At 62.7% G+C, this 15,793-nt stretch carries 14 protein-coding genes and 1 pseudogene; 7 read left to right on the top strand and 8 right to left on the bottom strand.

What is annotated here, in order from left to right; genetic code table 11:
* The first annotated feature begins 40 nt into the window (after window positions 1-40).
* Complete coding sequence (locus ACCO56_RS24710; RefSeq protein ID WP_433643539.1) at window positions 41-481, top strand: hypothetical protein; 441 nt, start codon at window positions 41-43, stop codon at window positions 479-481.
* A gap of 115 nt (window positions 482-596) precedes the next feature.
* On the opposite strand, the gene ACCO56_RS24705 is transcribed toward ACCO56_RS24710, so the two are convergent.
* Window positions 597-1,460, bottom strand: a complete 864-nt coding sequence (locus ACCO56_RS24705) for a peptidylprolyl isomerase (RefSeq protein ID WP_433643538.1) — start codon at window positions 1,458-1,460, stop codon at window positions 597-599.
* Window positions 1,461-1,701: 241 nt separating this feature from the next.
* Between ACCO56_RS24705 and secA the strand changes: the two genes are divergently transcribed.
* The 4 genes from secA (at window position 1,702) to ACCO56_RS24685 (ending at window position 6,945) form a co-directional block, all read left to right on the top strand.
* Window positions 1,702-4,428: a preprotein translocase subunit SecA gene (gene secA, locus ACCO56_RS24700; RefSeq protein ID WP_433643537.1), complete on the top strand. Its 2,727-nt coding sequence runs from the start codon at window positions 1,702-1,704 to the stop codon at window positions 4,426-4,428.
* Window positions 4,429-4,464: 36 nt separating this feature from the next.
* Complete coding sequence (locus tag ACCO56_RS24695) at window positions 4,465-5,265, top strand: AraC family transcriptional regulator (RefSeq protein ID WP_433643536.1); 801 nt, start codon at window positions 4,465-4,467, stop codon at window positions 5,263-5,265.
* An 80-nt stretch (window positions 5,266-5,345) separates the two neighbouring features.
* Entirely contained in the window at window positions 5,346-6,239 is an 894-nt protein-coding gene (locus tag ACCO56_RS24690) for a DMT family transporter (protein WP_433643535.1), read from the top strand.
* A 13-nt stretch (window positions 6,240-6,252) separates the two neighbouring features.
* On the top strand, window positions 6,253-6,945 hold the full coding sequence (locus ACCO56_RS24685) for a B3/B4 domain-containing protein (protein ID WP_433643534.1): 693 nt from the start codon (window positions 6,253-6,255) through the stop codon (window positions 6,943-6,945).
* A gap of 19 nt (window positions 6,946-6,964) precedes the next feature.
* Here ACCO56_RS24685 and ACCO56_RS24680 read toward each other — a convergent pair whose 3' ends face one another.
* The 4 genes from ACCO56_RS24680 to ACCO56_RS24665 all read right to left on the bottom strand — a co-directional run bounded on the left by ACCO56_RS24680 (window position 6,965) and on the right by ACCO56_RS24665 (window position 10,412).
* Window positions 6,965-7,132 carry a hypothetical protein gene (locus ACCO56_RS24680; RefSeq protein WP_433643533.1) on the bottom strand — a complete coding sequence of 56 codons (168 nt, stop codon included), beginning with the start codon at window positions 7,130-7,132 and terminating at the stop codon, window positions 6,965-6,967.
* Between the two features lie 5 nt (window positions 7,133-7,137).
* Entirely contained in the window at window positions 7,138-8,559 is a 1,422-nt protein-coding gene (locus ACCO56_RS24675) for a TRAP transporter large permease (RefSeq protein WP_433643532.1), read from the bottom strand.
* Window positions 8,556-9,203: a TRAP transporter small permease subunit gene (locus tag ACCO56_RS24670; RefSeq protein ID WP_433643531.1), complete on the bottom strand. Its 648-nt coding sequence runs from the start codon at window positions 9,201-9,203 to the stop codon at window positions 8,556-8,558. Before ACCO56_RS24670 ends, ACCO56_RS24675 begins: the two co-directional genes overlap by 4 nt.
* 87 nt (window positions 9,204-9,290) lie before the next feature.
* A complete protein-coding gene (locus tag ACCO56_RS24665) occupies window positions 9,291-10,412 on the bottom strand; it encodes a TRAP transporter substrate-binding protein (protein ID WP_433643530.1) in 1,122 nt (373 codons plus the stop codon).
* A 229-nt stretch (window positions 10,413-10,641) separates the two neighbouring features.
* On the opposite strand from ACCO56_RS24665, the gene ACCO56_RS24660 reads away from it, so the two are divergent.
* Window positions 10,642-12,060, top strand: a complete 1,419-nt coding sequence (locus tag ACCO56_RS24660; RefSeq protein WP_433643529.1) for a lipopolysaccharide biosynthesis protein — start codon at window positions 10,642-10,644, stop codon at window positions 12,058-12,060.
* Window positions 12,057-13,340, top strand: coding sequence for a GNAT family N-acetyltransferase (locus ACCO56_RS24655; RefSeq protein WP_433643581.1), 1,284 nt, complete (start codon window positions 12,057-12,059; stop codon window positions 13,338-13,340). Before ACCO56_RS24660 ends, ACCO56_RS24655 begins: the two co-directional genes overlap by 4 nt.
* A gap of 25 nt (window positions 13,341-13,365) precedes the next feature.
* Here ACCO56_RS24655 and ACCO56_RS24650 read toward each other — a convergent pair.
* The 3 genes and pseudogenes from ACCO56_RS24650 to ACCO56_RS24640 form a co-directional block, all read right to left on the bottom strand.
* Window positions 13,366-13,786 (bottom strand): annotated as a pseudogene (locus ACCO56_RS24650) (type II toxin-antitoxin system VapC family toxin).
* Window positions 13,783-14,022, bottom strand: coding sequence for a FitA-like ribbon-helix-helix domain-containing protein (locus ACCO56_RS24645; RefSeq protein ID WP_433643528.1), 240 nt, complete (start codon window positions 14,020-14,022; stop codon window positions 13,783-13,785). The pseudogene ACCO56_RS24650 and the gene ACCO56_RS24645 overlap by 4 nt, the downstream one beginning before the upstream one ends.
* 69 nt (window positions 14,023-14,091) lie before the next feature.
* Complete coding sequence (locus ACCO56_RS24640; protein WP_433643527.1) at window positions 14,092-15,729, bottom strand: AMP-binding protein; 1,638 nt, start codon at window positions 15,727-15,729, stop codon at window positions 14,092-14,094.
* Window positions 15,730-15,793 lie beyond the last annotated feature (64 nt).

Here is a 15,793-nt window from a genome sequence, read left to right as displayed (position 1 = left end):
GCGTTTCAGAGCATGATCCGGAACAATGGCAGAACTGCCCATGAGCCGTGCTATCATGACAGCGACCATGCGAATTTTGACGATCATCTCCATTGCCGCCTTCGAGCTCGCCCTTGCAATTGCCCCGGCAACTCCGCAAGGCAACCGGCCGTGCGGCAGTCGCGAGCCCGTCGATACGCTTCGCGAGACAGGGGAGGCGCTTTATGCCTGCTGGGAGCCGCCGGCGGGCAGCGAAGGCATGGAAATCACCCTTCTGTTCTCGTTGCGCCGGGACGGCACGCTGATCGGCAGGCCAAGAGCCACATGGTCCAAGCTTTCCGGCAATTCGAACGAACAACGCGCCTTCGTCGCCTCGGTCCTCACGGCGCTCGACCGGGCGTTGCCGCTGCCTTTGACCGACGGGATGGGCGGCGCCGTCGCAGGGCGCCCGCTCACCCTGCGCTTTTCCGTGACCGGAGGCGGCCCGATCCGGTCGCTCTGATCCGCCAAGCAGGTCTGCGTGGCTTCACCTGCTTAGCCTCTTCTCTTGCCGCAGGTTTTTTGGCCGGAAAACCGTAGGACACTTTTCCGAAACCTGCTTGGGCGGCTCGCGCGAACTACTGGGCCTTGTCGGCTTCCTCGACGGCCTTCTTCAACTCGGGATCAGCGATGTCGACCTTGGCGGATCCGCGCAGCGTGTCGGCGAGTGCGGAGTACTTCTCGCGCAGGATGAGCGAGCGGAACTGTTCCTTCACGGAATCGAACGCAGGCGGCTGCTGGGCGCGCTTGTCCTCGACCTTGATGATATGCCAGCCGAACTGCGACTGCACGGGCTCGGCCGTGTATTTGCCGACTTCGAGCGCGAAGGCAGCCTTCTCGAATTCCGGCACCATCTGACCTGGAGCGAAATAGCCGAGGTCGCCGCCATTGGCGCCAGAGCCGGTGTCGGTGGACTTCTCCTTGGCGATGTCCTCGAACTTGTCACCGGCGTCCAGCCGCTTGACGATCTCCTGGGCCTCTTCCTTGGTCTTGACCAGGATGTGACGAGCCTTGACCTCGTTGACCGGCGGCGTTGCTGCCACCTCCTTGTCGTAGCGGGCGCGAATCTCCTCATCGGTGATCTTCGTGGCGATCTCGGACTCGACCTCGGCCGCGTGGAGCGCACGTTCCTTGAGAAAAGCCATGCGCCGCTGGAAAGCCGGATCCTTGTCGAGGCCTTTCTTCACGGCGTCTTCGGAAAACAGCCGGATCTCGATGATCGCCGAAAGCGCGGCGGCGCGGCGTTGCTCGGCGGGAAGACGTGAAAACTGCTGGTCGAGATCGCTTTCGGCTTGCGCCAGGTCGGCCTCGGTGATGTTCTGGCCGTTGATGGTGGCGACCACCTTGTCGTCCTGGGCAAGGCCCGGGACCGCCGAAAAAGCCAGAAGACCTGCGGCGAAGGCGAATTGCGCGATCAACGCGCGGCGGATCGGGAGGGACATTCGGCTGCTCCGGTTGAATTTTATGGACGCCTGAAACGCGCCAAATAGGGCGGAATTTAGCTCCGGCGAGGTCCGTGATGCCACGTTGACATCGCCGGGGGCCCCTCTTATCTGTCCTTCATCTTGGCGTCCAGAAGCGATTTCCGGACGCTTTTCTGTTATAAAACCCTGCAGATGCATACAAATGCAGAGGTTCGCCTGCGTCACCGCGCGGGCCTAAATGGGATTGAAAGGGCCTTTGATGGTCAGTTTCGGCGGGCTAGCACGAAAGATCTTCGGTTCCTCAAACGATCGCCGCGTCAAATCGATGCGGCCGAGGGTCGAAGCCATCAATGCGATGGAGAATGAGCTCGCGGCTCTCACCGACGAGCAGTTGCGAGCCCGGACCGACCAATTCCGAAAGGATATCGCCAACGGCGCTTCGCTCGACGACCTCCTGGTGCCGGCCTTCGCCACGGTGCGCGAAGCCGCCAAGCGCGTGCTCGGCCTGCGGCCCTTCGACGTACAGCTCATCGGCGGCATGGTGCTGCACTCCGGTAACATCGCCGAGATGCGCACCGGCGAAGGCAAGACGCTGGTCGCCACGCTTCCCGTCTACCTCAATGCGCTCTCCGGCAAGGGCGTCCATGTCGTCACGGTCAACGACTATCTCGCCAAGCGCGACTCGGACTGGATGGGCCGTATCTATTCATTCCTGGGTCTGACCACCGGCGTCATCGTCCATGGCCTTTCCGACGAGGAACGGCGCGCGGCCTATGCCTGCGATGTCACCTATGCCACCAACAACGAGCTTGGCTTCGACTATCTGCGCGACAACATGAAGTACGAGCGCGCCCAGATGGTGCAGCGCGATCACAACTACGCGATCGTCGACGAGGTGGACTCCATCCTTGTCGACGAGGCCCGCACGCCGCTCATCATTTCGGGCCCCTTGGAAGACCGGTCGGAAATGTACAATACGGTCGACCGCTTCATCCTTCAGCTCCAGCCGGCGGATTACGAGATCGATGAGAAGCAGCGCACCGCAACCTTCACCGAGGAAGGCACCGAGAAGGTAGAGAACCTCTTGTCGGCCGCAGGCCTGCTCAAGGGCGACCACCTCTACGACGTCGAGAACGTCGCCATGGTCCACCACGTCAATAATGCGCTGAAGGCGCATCGCCTCTTCCAGAAGGACAAGGATTACATCGTCCGCAACGGCGAGATCGTCATCATCGACGAGTTCACCGGTCGCATGATGCCGGGCCGCCGCTATTCGGAAGGCCTTCACCAGGCGCTCGAAGCCAAGGAACACGTGGCGATCCAGCCCGAGAACCAGACGCTCGCCTCGATCACCTTCCAGAACTATTTCCGCATGTACGACAAGCTTGCCGGCATGACCGGAACGGCGGCGACGGAAGCGGAGGAGTTCGGCAACATCTACGGCCTCGACGTGGCCGAGATCCCGACCAACCTGCCCGTGCGCCGTCTCGACGAGGACGACGAGGTCTATCGCACCGTCGAGGAGAAATACCGCGCGATCGTCAGGGAGATCCGCGACGCCAACGCCAAGGGCCAGCCGATCCTGGTCGGCACGACCTCTATCGAGAAATCTGAACTCCTCGCCGAGCGGCTGCACAAGGAAGGCATCAAGGGCTTCCAGGTGCTGAATGCGCGCTATCACGAGCAAGAAGCTTTCATCGTCGCTCAGGCCGGCAAGCCTGGCGCCGTCACCATTGCCACCAACATGGCCGGCCGCGGTACCGACATCCAGCTCGGCGGCAACGCCGACATGCGCATCGCCCAGGAATTGGCGGACATGCCGGCCGGGCCGGAGCGCGAGGAGAAGGAAAAGGAGATCCGCGCCGACGTGCAGCGGCTGAAGGAACAGGCGCTCGCCGCCGGCGGCCTCTACGTTCTCGCCACCGAACGCCACGAATCGCGCCGCATCGACAATCAGTTGCGCGGCCGCTCCGGCCGCCAGGGCGACCCCGGCCGCTCGAAATTCTACCTGTCCCTGCAGGACGACCTGATGCGCATCTTCGGTTCGGAGCGCATGGACGGCATGCTGCAGAAGCTTGGCCTCAAGGAGGACGAGGCGATCATCCACCCATGGATCAACAAGGCGCTGGAAAAGGCACAGAAGAAGGTCGAGGCGCGCAACTTCGACATCCGTAAGAACCTGCTGAAATATGACGACGTGATGAACGACCAGCGCAAGGTGGTCTTCGAGCAGCGTCTCGAGCTGATGGATGGCGAAAGCCTCACCGAGACCGTCGCTGAAATGCGCGCCGACGTCATCGACGAACTCGTCACCAAGCACATCCCCGAGACGGCCTATGCCGAGCAATGGGATGCGGCGGGCCTCAAGGAAGGCGTCCTGCAATATCTCAACCTCGACCTGCCGATCGAGGAGTGGGTGAAAGAGGAAGGCATCGCCGAGGACGACATCCGCGAGCGTCTGACCAAGCTCACCGACGACGCGGCGAAGGATCGCGCCGAGCGCTTCGGCTCCGACATCATGGCCTATGTCGAGCGCTCGATCGTGCTGCAGACACTTGATCATCTCTGGCGCGAGCATCTGGTCAATCTGGATCACCTGCGTTCCGTCGTCGGCTTCCGTGGCTACGCGCAGCGCGACCCGCTGAACGAGTATAAGTCCGAGGCCTTCGAGCTCTTCCAGGCCATGCTCGGCAATCTGCGCCAAGCGGTGACCGCGCAGCTCATGCGCGTCGAGCTGGTGCGCGAGGCTGCCGATGCCCCGCCGCCCCAGGCGCCCGAGATGCACGGCCATCATGTCGATGGCTCTACCGGCGAGGACGATTTCGGCGGAGCCTCGCTCGCCGTCATGCAGGAAACGCAGAGCGTCGTGCCGGCCGAGGAACGCGATCCCCAGAATCCCAAGACATGGGGCAAGGTCGGCCGCAACGAGCTCTGCCCGTGCGGCTCAGGCAAGAAATACAAGCACTGCCACGGCGCCTTCGCCTGACATTGGCAAGCAAAGGAGCTGGCCTCGGATCGCCCGATGATCAAAGGCCAGTTCAGCATTCTCCCTTGCGCGATCACCGGCGTCGAAGCGGTCGTGGCCGGGACACGGCACCATTTCCCCAAACACACCCATGCGCAGTTCGGCATCGGCGTCATTGATAATGGCGCACAGCGTTCGCTGAGCGGCCGCGGAACGGTCGAGGCCGGGCCCGGCGATACGATTACCGTCAATCCCGGTGAAGTCCATGACGGCGCGCCGATCGGCGACGCCGGTCGTTCCTGGAGGATGCTCTACATCGAGCCGTCGTTGGTCTCTGCAGCGATCGTCGACATGAGCGAGGGCAGGACGAACGCCTTCGAATTTTCCCGGCCGGCCATGACGGATGCGCGTGTTGCACGCACATTCGACGATCTGTTCGAGGCGGTCACGGGCGCTGCCGGCGGCGCGGCCGACCTTCGATGCGAAGAACTCCTGCTGCTGCTGGCCGGCCTAATGATTGAGCGTCGGGAGCAGCCAATTCCCGATGCTGTCGGTCGCGCCCTGAGCATGATCGATGACGCTCCGGCGCGGCCGCTCTCGCTCTCTGATCTCGCGCAGGAAAGCGGCCTCAGCCGCTTCCAGGTCGTGCGGGCCTTTGCCCGGGTAACCGGGCTCACCCCTCATGCCTACCTCATGCAGCGCAGGATCGACCTCGCCCGGCGGCTGATCGCCGAAAGTATGCCTCTCGCCGAGGCGGCGGCCGCCAGCGGCTTCGCCGACCAGAGCCATATGACGCGTCTCTTCGTCCGTAACTTTGGTGTTTCGCCCGGCGCCTATGCCTTCGCAGTAGCCGGGTGAAGGCAAGCCCCGCAATTTCGTTCAAGACGAACAGGCGCCGATGAATTTCCATGGCGCATCCGACGATCGGGGATGCGTTCATGCCGGACAAGCTTCTGGGCTATTTCTACCTGTCTCTCGCTATGGTGACGGTGGGAAGCACTGTCATCGCCAGCAAGGTGATCGCTTTCGACCTGCCGCCTTTCACAGCCACGGCGCTGCGCTTCGCCATCGCGCTGCCCATCTTCCTCGCCCTCATGCGCTTAACCGGCACCGGCTTGCCGAAGGCCGGCCGGCGCGGTTGGCTGCTGCTCCTCCTTCAGGCCGGCGCCGGCAGCGTCGGCTACACGACGCTGTTGATCTCCGGGCTGAGCTACACAACTGCCGCCGATGCCGGCGTGGTCATCGGCACCTTGCCTGTCGTCTCGGCCGTGATCGCCGTGTTGGTGCTTGGCGAGCGGCCACGGGCCTTCCTGCTGACAGCGATCGCGTTCGCCGCCGCAGGCGTCCTCTCCATCACCTTCCCGCCCGGAAGGGAAGGCAGCCATACGACGATCGGTAACCTTCTGGTCCTTGGCGCGGTCATTTGCGAGGGCTTGTTCATCCTGCTCAACAAGCGGCTGCGGCTAGACATCCCTCCCCTCGCCCTGTCCACCATCATGACCGGCTTTGGAATGGTGGTTGCCCTACCTTTTGCCCTCCTCGAAATGCCTGACATCGGCGCATTGACGGCAGAAGCCCTGGCGGCGGTGGCCTACTATGCTCTCATCCCGACCGTCGGCGGGTTCCTGCTCTGGTACGCCGGTGCCGCACGGGTAAGCGGCGCCGAGGCTTCGCTCTTCACCGCGCTCGCGCCGGTATCCGCTGTGGTCCTCGCCGCCGTCCTACTCGGTGAAGCCGTCACGGCTGCCCAGGTGGCCGGTATCGCCTGTGTGCTTTCGGCTGTGCTGGGTCTCGCATTCCTGCAAATATCGAAGGCTCGTCCGCGGATCTGAGGGAGAATCTTTCATGCAGTTCAGCCATTCCAGCGATATTTGGGAGGAGTTTCCAGAACTCTCGGCCGGCGTACTTCACGTCCAAGGGATCACCCCGTATGCGGATGTCGGGCCGAGCGTGAACCGCTTCAATGAGATCGCGCGGTCGCGGCTGGCCGGCGGGCCGGAAAGCGAACTGCCCGAAATCCAGGCCTGGCGTCGCATCTTTTCCCGCATGGGATTGAAGCCGACACAGTATCGCTGCGCCTCGGAGGCCCTGCTTCGCCGCTTCCGTCAGGACGGTTCTCTGCCGCGCATCCACCCGATGGTCGATCTCTGCAACGCGGTCTCGCTGGCGTTCGCAATTCCTGTCGCGGCGATCGATCTCGCCAACGTCACGGCGTTCCTCCAGGTCCGTCATGCGGCAGGAAATGAAGAATACATGACGTTCTCCGGCGAGATCGAACGCCCGGAGCCGCGCGAGGTGGTCTTCGCCGATGGCGCCGGCAAAGCCCATGCCCGGCGCTGGACGAACCGTCAGAGCGGCCTTTCGGCGGTGCGCAAGGACACGAGTTCGGTACTGATCGTGGCCGAGGCCGTGCATGCGACGGCATCGGCGGACGTCGCCCGGCTGATCGCGACGCTTGCCGAGGCGCTCAAATCCTTGTGGCAGGTAACGCCGAGAAGCACCTTGCTGGACAAGGGCGAGCCACGTTTCGAGTTCTGAAGGATAGCCGCGCAGATGTTCAGTTGCGCCTCGAACGGAGCTGACGCCACAGGTCGTACGCAGCAAGCCCAAGGCAGATCACGATCACGGTTGTAAGATCAATTCGCCCCACCCGACCCACGATCACAGCGAGGAATGCGGCAAAGAGCGCGAAGGCCAGAGCGGCCATGAGCCGATCGATCGTCATGCCATTCACTTTCCATAGACCAGGCTTGGCAGCCAATAGACGGTTTGCGGGACCAGATAGATGATGACCATGCAAAGGATGACGATTGCCATATAAGGCATCATGCCTCGGAAGATATCGGGAAGCTGTACGTATGGCGGGGCAATCCCCTTCAGATAATAGGCCGACATGGCCATGGGCGGAGACAGGAAGGCGGTCTGCAGGTTGACGGCGACGAGGATGCCGAAAAACAGCGGATCGATCTGGAAATGCGGCAGCAGCGGCAGGAAGATCGGAATGAAGATGACGATGATTTCCGTCCATTCGAGCGGCCAACCCAGGATGAAGATGATCAGTTGCGCGACCAGCAGGAACATGAGGGGTGAAATGTCGAGCCCAGTGACGAAATCGCTAATGAGTTGCTGGCCGCCGAGATAGGCGAAGACCGAGGCGAAAGTCGCCGAGCCGACGAACAGCCAGCACACCATCGCCGAGGTGCGCGCAGTGAGATAGATCGATTCCTTCAGCCTTCGCCATGTCAGGGCGCGGTAGGCGACAGCCAGCACAAGCCCGCCGATCGCACCCACGGCGGCGGCTTCCGACGGCGTCGCGATGCCGAACAGGATAGCGCCGAGCACAGCCAGAATGAGCACGGCGAGCGGCACGAAGGACGTAATCATCATCCACGTGATCTGCAGGAAGGAGTGGTCGCCGACCTGCTCGTCCGTAGGCTTCGGCGCGATCTGCGGCTGCAGGACGGCGCGGCCAACGACGTACAAAAGGTAGAGGCCGGCAAGCATGAGGCCCGGGATCAGCGCCGCTGCATACATGCGAACGACCGAAACGCCGGACGTTGCGGCATAGACGATCAGCATGATCGACGGCGGAATCAGGATGCCGAGCGTCCCGCCGGCGCAGATCACGCCGGAGGCATAACGCACGTCATATTTTGCCTTCAGCATGGCGGGGAAAGCAAGCAGGCCCATCAGCGTGACGACGGCGCCGACGATGCCGGTGGCCGTGGCAAACAGGGTGCAGGTGATAAGTGCCGCCACCGCCATCGCACCCGGAATGCGGCGACTGGCGATGAAGAGAGTGTTGAACAGGCGCTCGACGATGTTCGCGCGCTCCACGATGTAACCCATGAAAAGGAACAGCGGTATCGCCGTGAGCACATCGTTCGACATGACCGAGTAGGTCTGGTTCACGAACAGGTCGAAGATACGATTATTGAACAGCCCGCCGAGCCAGGCTTCGGCCAGTTCCCAGCCGTCGGCCCCCGATTCGACCGCACGGCGGTATCCGGCCCACATGCGGGCCGCATCGAAATAGGCGTAGTAGCCGAAGCCCACCCCCAACGCCGCCAGCGTGAATGCAACGGGAAATCCGAGGAAAATAGCCAGGATCAGGATAAGCAGCATCAAGACCGCGACGAAGGGATCGCTCACCGGGAGGCCTCCCCATCGCCGTCGCGTGCGCTGGTCACACCGCTTGGTATGTCCACGGCTTCGGAGCCGTGCTCAAGAACCTCGAGCGACTTTGCTTCGATCAATACTTTCTCGAGTTCTTCCACATCTTCGAGCGGACTCGGCCAGGCACCGGTGCGCAGGCAGAGAATGCATCGAAAGACCTGGGCGATGCCTTGGATCACCAGCAATATGCCGGCGGCGACGATTACGGACTTGAATTGGAAAATCGGGATGTTCGCCGGGCTCATGGTGCTGACTTCGAAATAGCGCCATGAGCGGCTGGCGTATTTCCAGCCGGCGAAAACCAGCGCCAGAACCGCCGGAAAGAAGAAGACGATATAAAGAACCAGTTCCACAATGGCCTGGGTTCTCGGCTGCCATAGCCTGTAGAGGAAATCGCCGCGCACATGACTGTCGCGGGAAAGCGCATAGGCCCCCGCCATCATGAACATCGTGCCGTACATCATGTAGGAAAGGTCGAATGCCCAGGGCGTCGGCGCACGAAAGAGGTAACGCACGACGACTTCGTAGCCCACGCCCAGCGTCATGACCATGACGCTCCAGGCGAAGACCTTCCCGAACCATGACGACAACCTGTCGGCAAACCCGATATAGGCTTCCACGTCTATCTCGCTCGACTGTTCAGCGGAATTCGATGACCTGGGACCGGCGACGAAAGCCGCCGGTCCACAGGCGGGACGAATGGCCGGTCAGATCTTGCCAGGGAAGTAGTGCTGGTAGGCCAGCTTGTAATCCGGCGCATTCTGGAGGCTGTAGTAAACCACGCGCTCGCACCAGGCTTTCTGGCTGTCGACCACCTTCGCGAAGAAGGGATCTTCCATGAGCGGAGGCAGGATCTTGTCCCAGGCCTCGAGTTGGACCTGGAGCACGCTGTCCGGCGTCCGCTTTACATTGACGCCCGATTCAGTCGCCAGTTTCTGGAGATCCGCGGAATACTGGTTCATCGCCAGGGCGTAGTTCGCAAGATGGGCCGCCTCGACGCCATATTTCAGGATGGCTTGGAGATCCGGAGGCAAGCTCTCGAATTTGTCCCTGTTGAAGATGTATTCGAAGGATTCGCTCGCCTGATGATAGGACGCCAGCATGTAATTCTTGGAAACGTCCTGCGCGCCGAAGCGCATGTCGGAAGTCGGGTTGTTGAATTCGAACCCGTCGATCACGCCGCGCTCCATGGCCGGCACGATTTCGCCGCCCGGCAACTGCGCGACGCTCGCCCCCATAGCCTGGAAGAGGTCGGCAGCCAGCCCGACCGTGCGGTATTTGAGGCCCTGCAGTTGGCCCGCCTCGGTGATTTCGTCCTTGAACCAACCGAGCGGCTGGGCCGGCATTCCGAAAGACAGGAAGCCGACGATGTTGAGCCCGAGAATATCCTGCGTCAGCTCACGGTAGAACTCGTAGCCGCCACCGTGATAGAGCCAAGCGATCATCTGGTTGGCGTCGCCGCCAAAAACCGGACCCGTGCCGAACAGGGAAGCGGCCTTGTTCTTGCCGTACCAATAGACCGGAACCGTGTGGGCGGCATCTATTGTTCCGTCATGGCAGGCATCCTGAACCTGGAAGGCGCCGACCACCGCGCCCGCTGGAAGAAGATCGATCTTGATACGGTTGCCGGACATTTCCTGGACACGGTCGACATATTGCTTCGCCATTTCCTGGAAAACGTCCGATGCCGGCCAGGAGGACTGCATCTTCAACGTGATCGGCGCTTGCGCCAGCACCGCGGGCGCGGCCAGAGCAGTGCCTACGGCAGCACCACCGGCCACAGTTGTGCCCTTTAGAAAACGCCTCCGCGAAAGTTCCTTTCCGGCCATGTTCTCCTCCCGTTGCAGTTGTGATTTATATGTTTTGTCAGACAGAATAGGCGAAGCCTGAATTGATGCAAGATCAATACTGTACTCTCCATCGAAGGGCTAAGTTTCGGTGGCTGATCTTGCTTAGGAAGCGTGTGGATGAAGGGCGGCAACCGCCGGCCACCGTTTCTTAAAGAGTCGACGCTAGGAGTGCGGGTATCGACGGGGACGTGGACGGGGAATTTCGGAGTTGCGTTTTTCCGCGACATTGGCGGCAGAGAAGTTGCTGCCGGAACGTCTTGCGCAGCATGCGCGACCATTGCTCCGCCGCATGGACGGCCTGCTCTTCGGCGCGGACGAGCGTGGCGAAGCCACGCGCATGTCGTTGATCGCCTTCGTCGTGCGGGTCGTCAGCGCCGCGATCGCCTTCCTGAGCCAGGTCCTGCTCGCCCGGTGGATGGGCAGTTTCGAATACGGCATCTTTGTCTTCGCCTGGACGACGGTCATCATCATCGGCAGCCTGTCCTGTCTCGGCATCCATACGACCGTCATCCGCTTCATCCCTGAATATCAGGAAAAAGGCGCGCTCGCGGAGCTGCGCGGCCTGCTCTTCACCAGCCGCATCTTCGTGCTAGCCGCCTCGACGCTCATCACCGCCGCCGGCACCGCCGGAGTGTGGCTGCTGCGCAATCATGTCGAGAGTTATTATCTCGTACCTTTTCTGGTCGGCATGATCTGCATGCCGATGATCGCCATGTCGGACCTGCTGCAAGGCATGTCGCGGGCGAACAGCTGGGCGCTGCTCGCCCTGGCCCCGACCTACATCGTGCGGCCGATCCTCATCCTGGCCTTCATGGCGATCGCGCTTTTCGCCGGCTACGAGCCCACGGCGACCAACACCCTGCTCGTCTCGATCGCGGCGACCTATGTGACGACGCTCGCGCAGCTTGTCCAGGTCGACACCCGCATCTCCCGCAAGCTTCCCGTGGGTCCCCGGCGCACCGATCTTCACCGATGGTTCGTCGTCTCGGTGCCGATCTTCCTGATCGAGAGCTTCTTCTTCTTGCTCACCAATGCCGACGTGCTAATGGTCGGCGCCTTCATGAGGCCGGACGACGTCGCTGTCTATTTCGCCACCACCAAGACATTGGCCCTCGTTCATTTCGTCTACTTCGCGGTGAAGGCAGGCGTGGCGCAACGCTACGCGCGCTTCACCCACGGAGAGCGCGCCAAGCTCGCCCCCTTCGCCCGCGCGACCGTTTCCTGGACCTTCTGGCCATCGGTTGTCATGGCCGTCGTCGTGCTGGCGCTGGGCAAGCCCATGCTGATGCTGTTCGGTCCCGGCTTCGACGCCGGCTATCCGCTGCTCTTCCTGCTGGTCGCGGGCGTCGTCCTGCGCGCTTCGGTCGGCCCTTGCGAGAGCCTGCTCACCATGAGCGGCCACCAGAATGTCTGCGCGCTGATCTATGGGCTCACTCTTGCGGTGAATGTGGTGCTGAGCGTGCTGCTCATTCCCGCCATCGGCCTATGGGGCGCTGCGATCGCAACAGCGGTAGCGACGCTCTTCGAAGCCGCCGCCCTGTCGTTCACCGTCTGGCGCCGGCTGGGCATCTCGATGGCGATCTTTCTGCCCGCCAAAACCGCTAATACCGCAAAGGAATCTGCCTGATGGCCGTCCCCCTGTTCGAGGAAACAACCGGCAGCGCATCGGGCCCCATGGTCGCCAGCCTTGCGGGCCTGCGCACCGATCCGGGCGAACGGGCCCACGTGGAGCCGATGGGCGAGCGCGCCGCGGCGCGCAAGCTCGCCATCTATCCGGCCGATGCCGGTTTCGACCTGGTCGGGGAACTCGATCACCTCTGCCGTCGAACGGTCGAACCCAACATCTTCTTCAATCCGCGTTTCCTCGCGCCGGCCATGCCCCGCCTCGAGGACCGTGAGGTGCGCCTGGCCGTCATCCGCGACGGGGATGAATTCAAGAGCCGGCTGCGGCTGCTGGTGCCTTTCTCCGTCGAGAAGCCGGCGATCCCGTTGGGCGTGCCGATCTTGCGGACCTGGTCGAGCCCGTTCGGGCCGCTCGGCACGCCTCTGCTCGACCGCGACGATCCGGCCGGTGTCCTGGAGGATTTCTTCTCCATCCTGGCGCGGCCGCATCTTAAGCTGCCCAAGGTCTTCGTGCTGCCGGACATGCGCCTCGACGGCCCGGTCGCCAGCCTCTTTCGCTCGGTTGCCGAGGCGCGGAACCTGCCGCTGGCGGTCACCGGCGAAACCGAGCGCCCTTTCCTCGAAAGTGATCTGGAAGGCGACTCATATCTCAAAAACTCGCTCAGGCCGCATCACCTGCGCGAGTTCCGCCGGCTGAAGCGGCGGCTCGGCGAACTCGGCGAGCTGGAGCACCGCGTGGCCCGCACAGCCGACGAGATCAGGCTCGGCATCGAAGCGTTCCTGGCGCTCGAGGCCGCCGGCTGGAAAGGCCGTCGCCGCACAGCCATGGCGATAGACCGGTTCCGCGCCGCATTCGCCCGCGAGGCGATCGACCTGCTCGGCGAGCAGGATCTGTGCCGGGTCCATTCCCTGGCGCTCAACGGCAAAATTATCGCTTGCGTGGTGGTCTTCGTCGAGGCCGGCGTCGCCTACACATGGAAGACCACTTATGACGAGGCCTATGCCGCCTTCTCGCCCGGCACCCTGCTGATGATCGAGGTCACCCGCCATCATCTCGAGGATCCCAACATCGCGCTCACCGATTCCTGCGCAGTGCCCGACCACCCGGTGATGAGCCGGATCTGGAGCGAGAGGAAGCCCCTCGGGACCATGGTCATCGGATTGACGCCCAGCGCCGACCGCGCTGCCCGCCAGGCGGCCTCGCAGCTCCATCTCTATCGCGAGACGCGCAACTTCGTGCGTGTCCTGCGCAGCAGGATGAGGGAGATGCTCGGCCGCAGATGACAAGCCGATCAAGGTCTTGCCAAATTCAACCACGACTCCAAGGATTGATGACGATAAGCCCCGCGGCTTCAAAAGGCGCCGTGTCACGCGTGGCAACGGTCAATCCATTCGCTTCCGCAGTAGCCGCGACGTAACCATCCGCCTTTCCAATGGGTTTTCCTTCGCCCCTCGCTCGCACCATGATTTCCGCATAGGCTTGCGAGGCTGCGGCGTCAAAAGGCAAGATGCGGCCTGCAAACAAAGAGACGACGCGGCGCTCCATTCTCACGCAGAGAGTCCTTGCGCTTTCCATCGGGAAGCGCGGCGACCCCGAAACGCAATTCCGCTAGGCTGATAGCGGCCAAGTAAAGGGTCTCGATATTTTGTGCGTCTATCCATGAGACGACGGCAGGATCGGGCGCTGGGCGCAAAGGCTCGGAAATCACATTCGTGTCTATCAGGATCATTCGAAGCTCATCGGCTCGGAAGGCGTCTTGTCACGTTGGATATCCAGCTCGACCCCTCCAGCCTCGCGAGCAATCTCGGTCAGCAAGCTACCCAGCTCGATACGCCCCTCCGGCCGGATCGCGCTTTCCAGGATCGCTCTGATTTCCGCCTCGGCGCTGCGGCCATGCATGGCCGCGCGCACCCGCAGGGCGCGATGGACTTCGTCCGGCACGTTTCTGACGGTAATCGACGCCATGAGCTCATCTCCGGATTTGATTGCATTGCAACCAAAAGATAGAAACGCAATCAAGCAAGAGCTGATTGCTCACTCACCATCCACCTCCCGGCTGGCGCGGTCACGGAAGATGCGGCGAATGACCTTGCCCGTCGTCGTCAGCGGCATGGAGTCGACGAATTCGACCTCGCGCGGATATTCGTGCGCGGAAAGCCGCTCGCGCACCCAGAGGCTGATCTCGTCGCCCAGTTCGGGCGAACCGGTGAAACCATCCTTCAGCACCACATAGGCCTTGACGATCTCGGTCCTCAGCGCGTCGGGCTTGCCGACGGCGGCCGCGAGCGCCACGGCAGGGTGGCCGGTGAGGCAGTCCTCGATCTCGCCGGGCCCGATGCGGAAGCCAGCCGAGGTGATGACATCGTCGTCGCGGCCGAAGAAATGCACGTAACCATCTTCATCCTCGATGCCCTGGTCGCCGGTGATCATCCAGTCGCCGATGAATTTCTTCGCCGTAGCTTCCGGCGCCTGCCAGTAGCCGAGGAACATGACCGGGTCCGGCCGCGCGATCGCGATCTGGCCGGGGGTGCCCGGCGCCACGCGCCGCCCGTCCTCGCCGATGATCGCCACACGGTGTCCCGGCACCGGCAGGCCGATGGCGCCGGGACGGGTGACGCCGATCGAGGCGCAGGACCCGAGCACGAGATTGCATTCGGTCTGCCCGTAGAACTCGTTCACGACGAGGCCGAGCTCGGTTCGCGCCCAATCATAGGTCTCGCGGCCGAGCGCCTCGCCGGCCGAGCATACGGCGCGCAGATCGAGCCGGAAACGCCTGGCTATGCCGGAGACGCTCTTCAGCATCCTGAGCGCGGTTGGAGGAATGAAGGCGAGCCGCACCCCCATCCTCTCCATGAGCATGAGCGCCGCCTCGGGATCGAATTTCGTGAAGCGCGAAGCGACCACGGGGACGCCGAGATAGAGCGACGGCAGCAATGCGTTGAGGAGGCCGCCAGCCCAGGCCCAATCGGCCGGCGTCCACATGAGGTCACCACGCGCCGGCAGGAAATCATAAGCCATCTCGACCCCGGGAAGGTGTCCAAGCAGAACACGATGGCCGTGCAGGGCACCCTTGGGCGGTCCGGTCGTTCCGGAGGTGAAGATCATCATCGCTGGATCGTCCGGTCCCGTATCCTCGGCCTGGAAAGGTCCGGCATGATCCGCGACGAGCTGGCGGAAACCCGCCGCGTCATCGTCGGCGCCTTCCACCGCCACGATAAACTCGAGCGCGGTCAGCCGGGCCGCAATCGGCTTGAGCTTGGCATGGCCGGCGGCGTTGGTGATCACCGCCTTCACCCCTGCCGTCTGCATCCGGTATTCCAACGCCTCGATGCCGAACAGCAGCGCCAGAGGAACGGCGATCGCGCCGAGCTTGTAGACCGCGACATGGGCGATCAGCGTCTCGAAGGATTGCGGCAGGAGCAGCGCGACACGATCCCCGCGCGTGACGCCGCGAGCCCTGAGCGCGTTGGCGAAGGCATCGGATTGCTGGGCGAGCTGCGCGAAACTCAGCGTCCTCGTTTCGCCCGCCGGTTGGTAGTCGAAAAGCGCGATGCGTTCGGGATCGCGCACCGCCCATGCATCCGATACGGCAACGCCGATATTGAAACGTTCCGGAATCTTCCAGCGGAAGTCGCCATAGAGATCCCGATAGTTGTCGCGCCTCTCGAGCATGGGCCTGGCCGGTTCCCTTCCCTCGCGGCGTTGCCGCCCGCGGGGGTCATAACCCTTCGCGGGC

The organism is Mesorhizobium sp. 1B3 (genome assembly GCF_050958605.1).
Classification (GTDB): domain Bacteria; phylum Pseudomonadota; class Alphaproteobacteria; order Rhizobiales; family Rhizobiaceae.
This window is presented reverse-complemented; position numbering and strand designations above follow the sequence as displayed.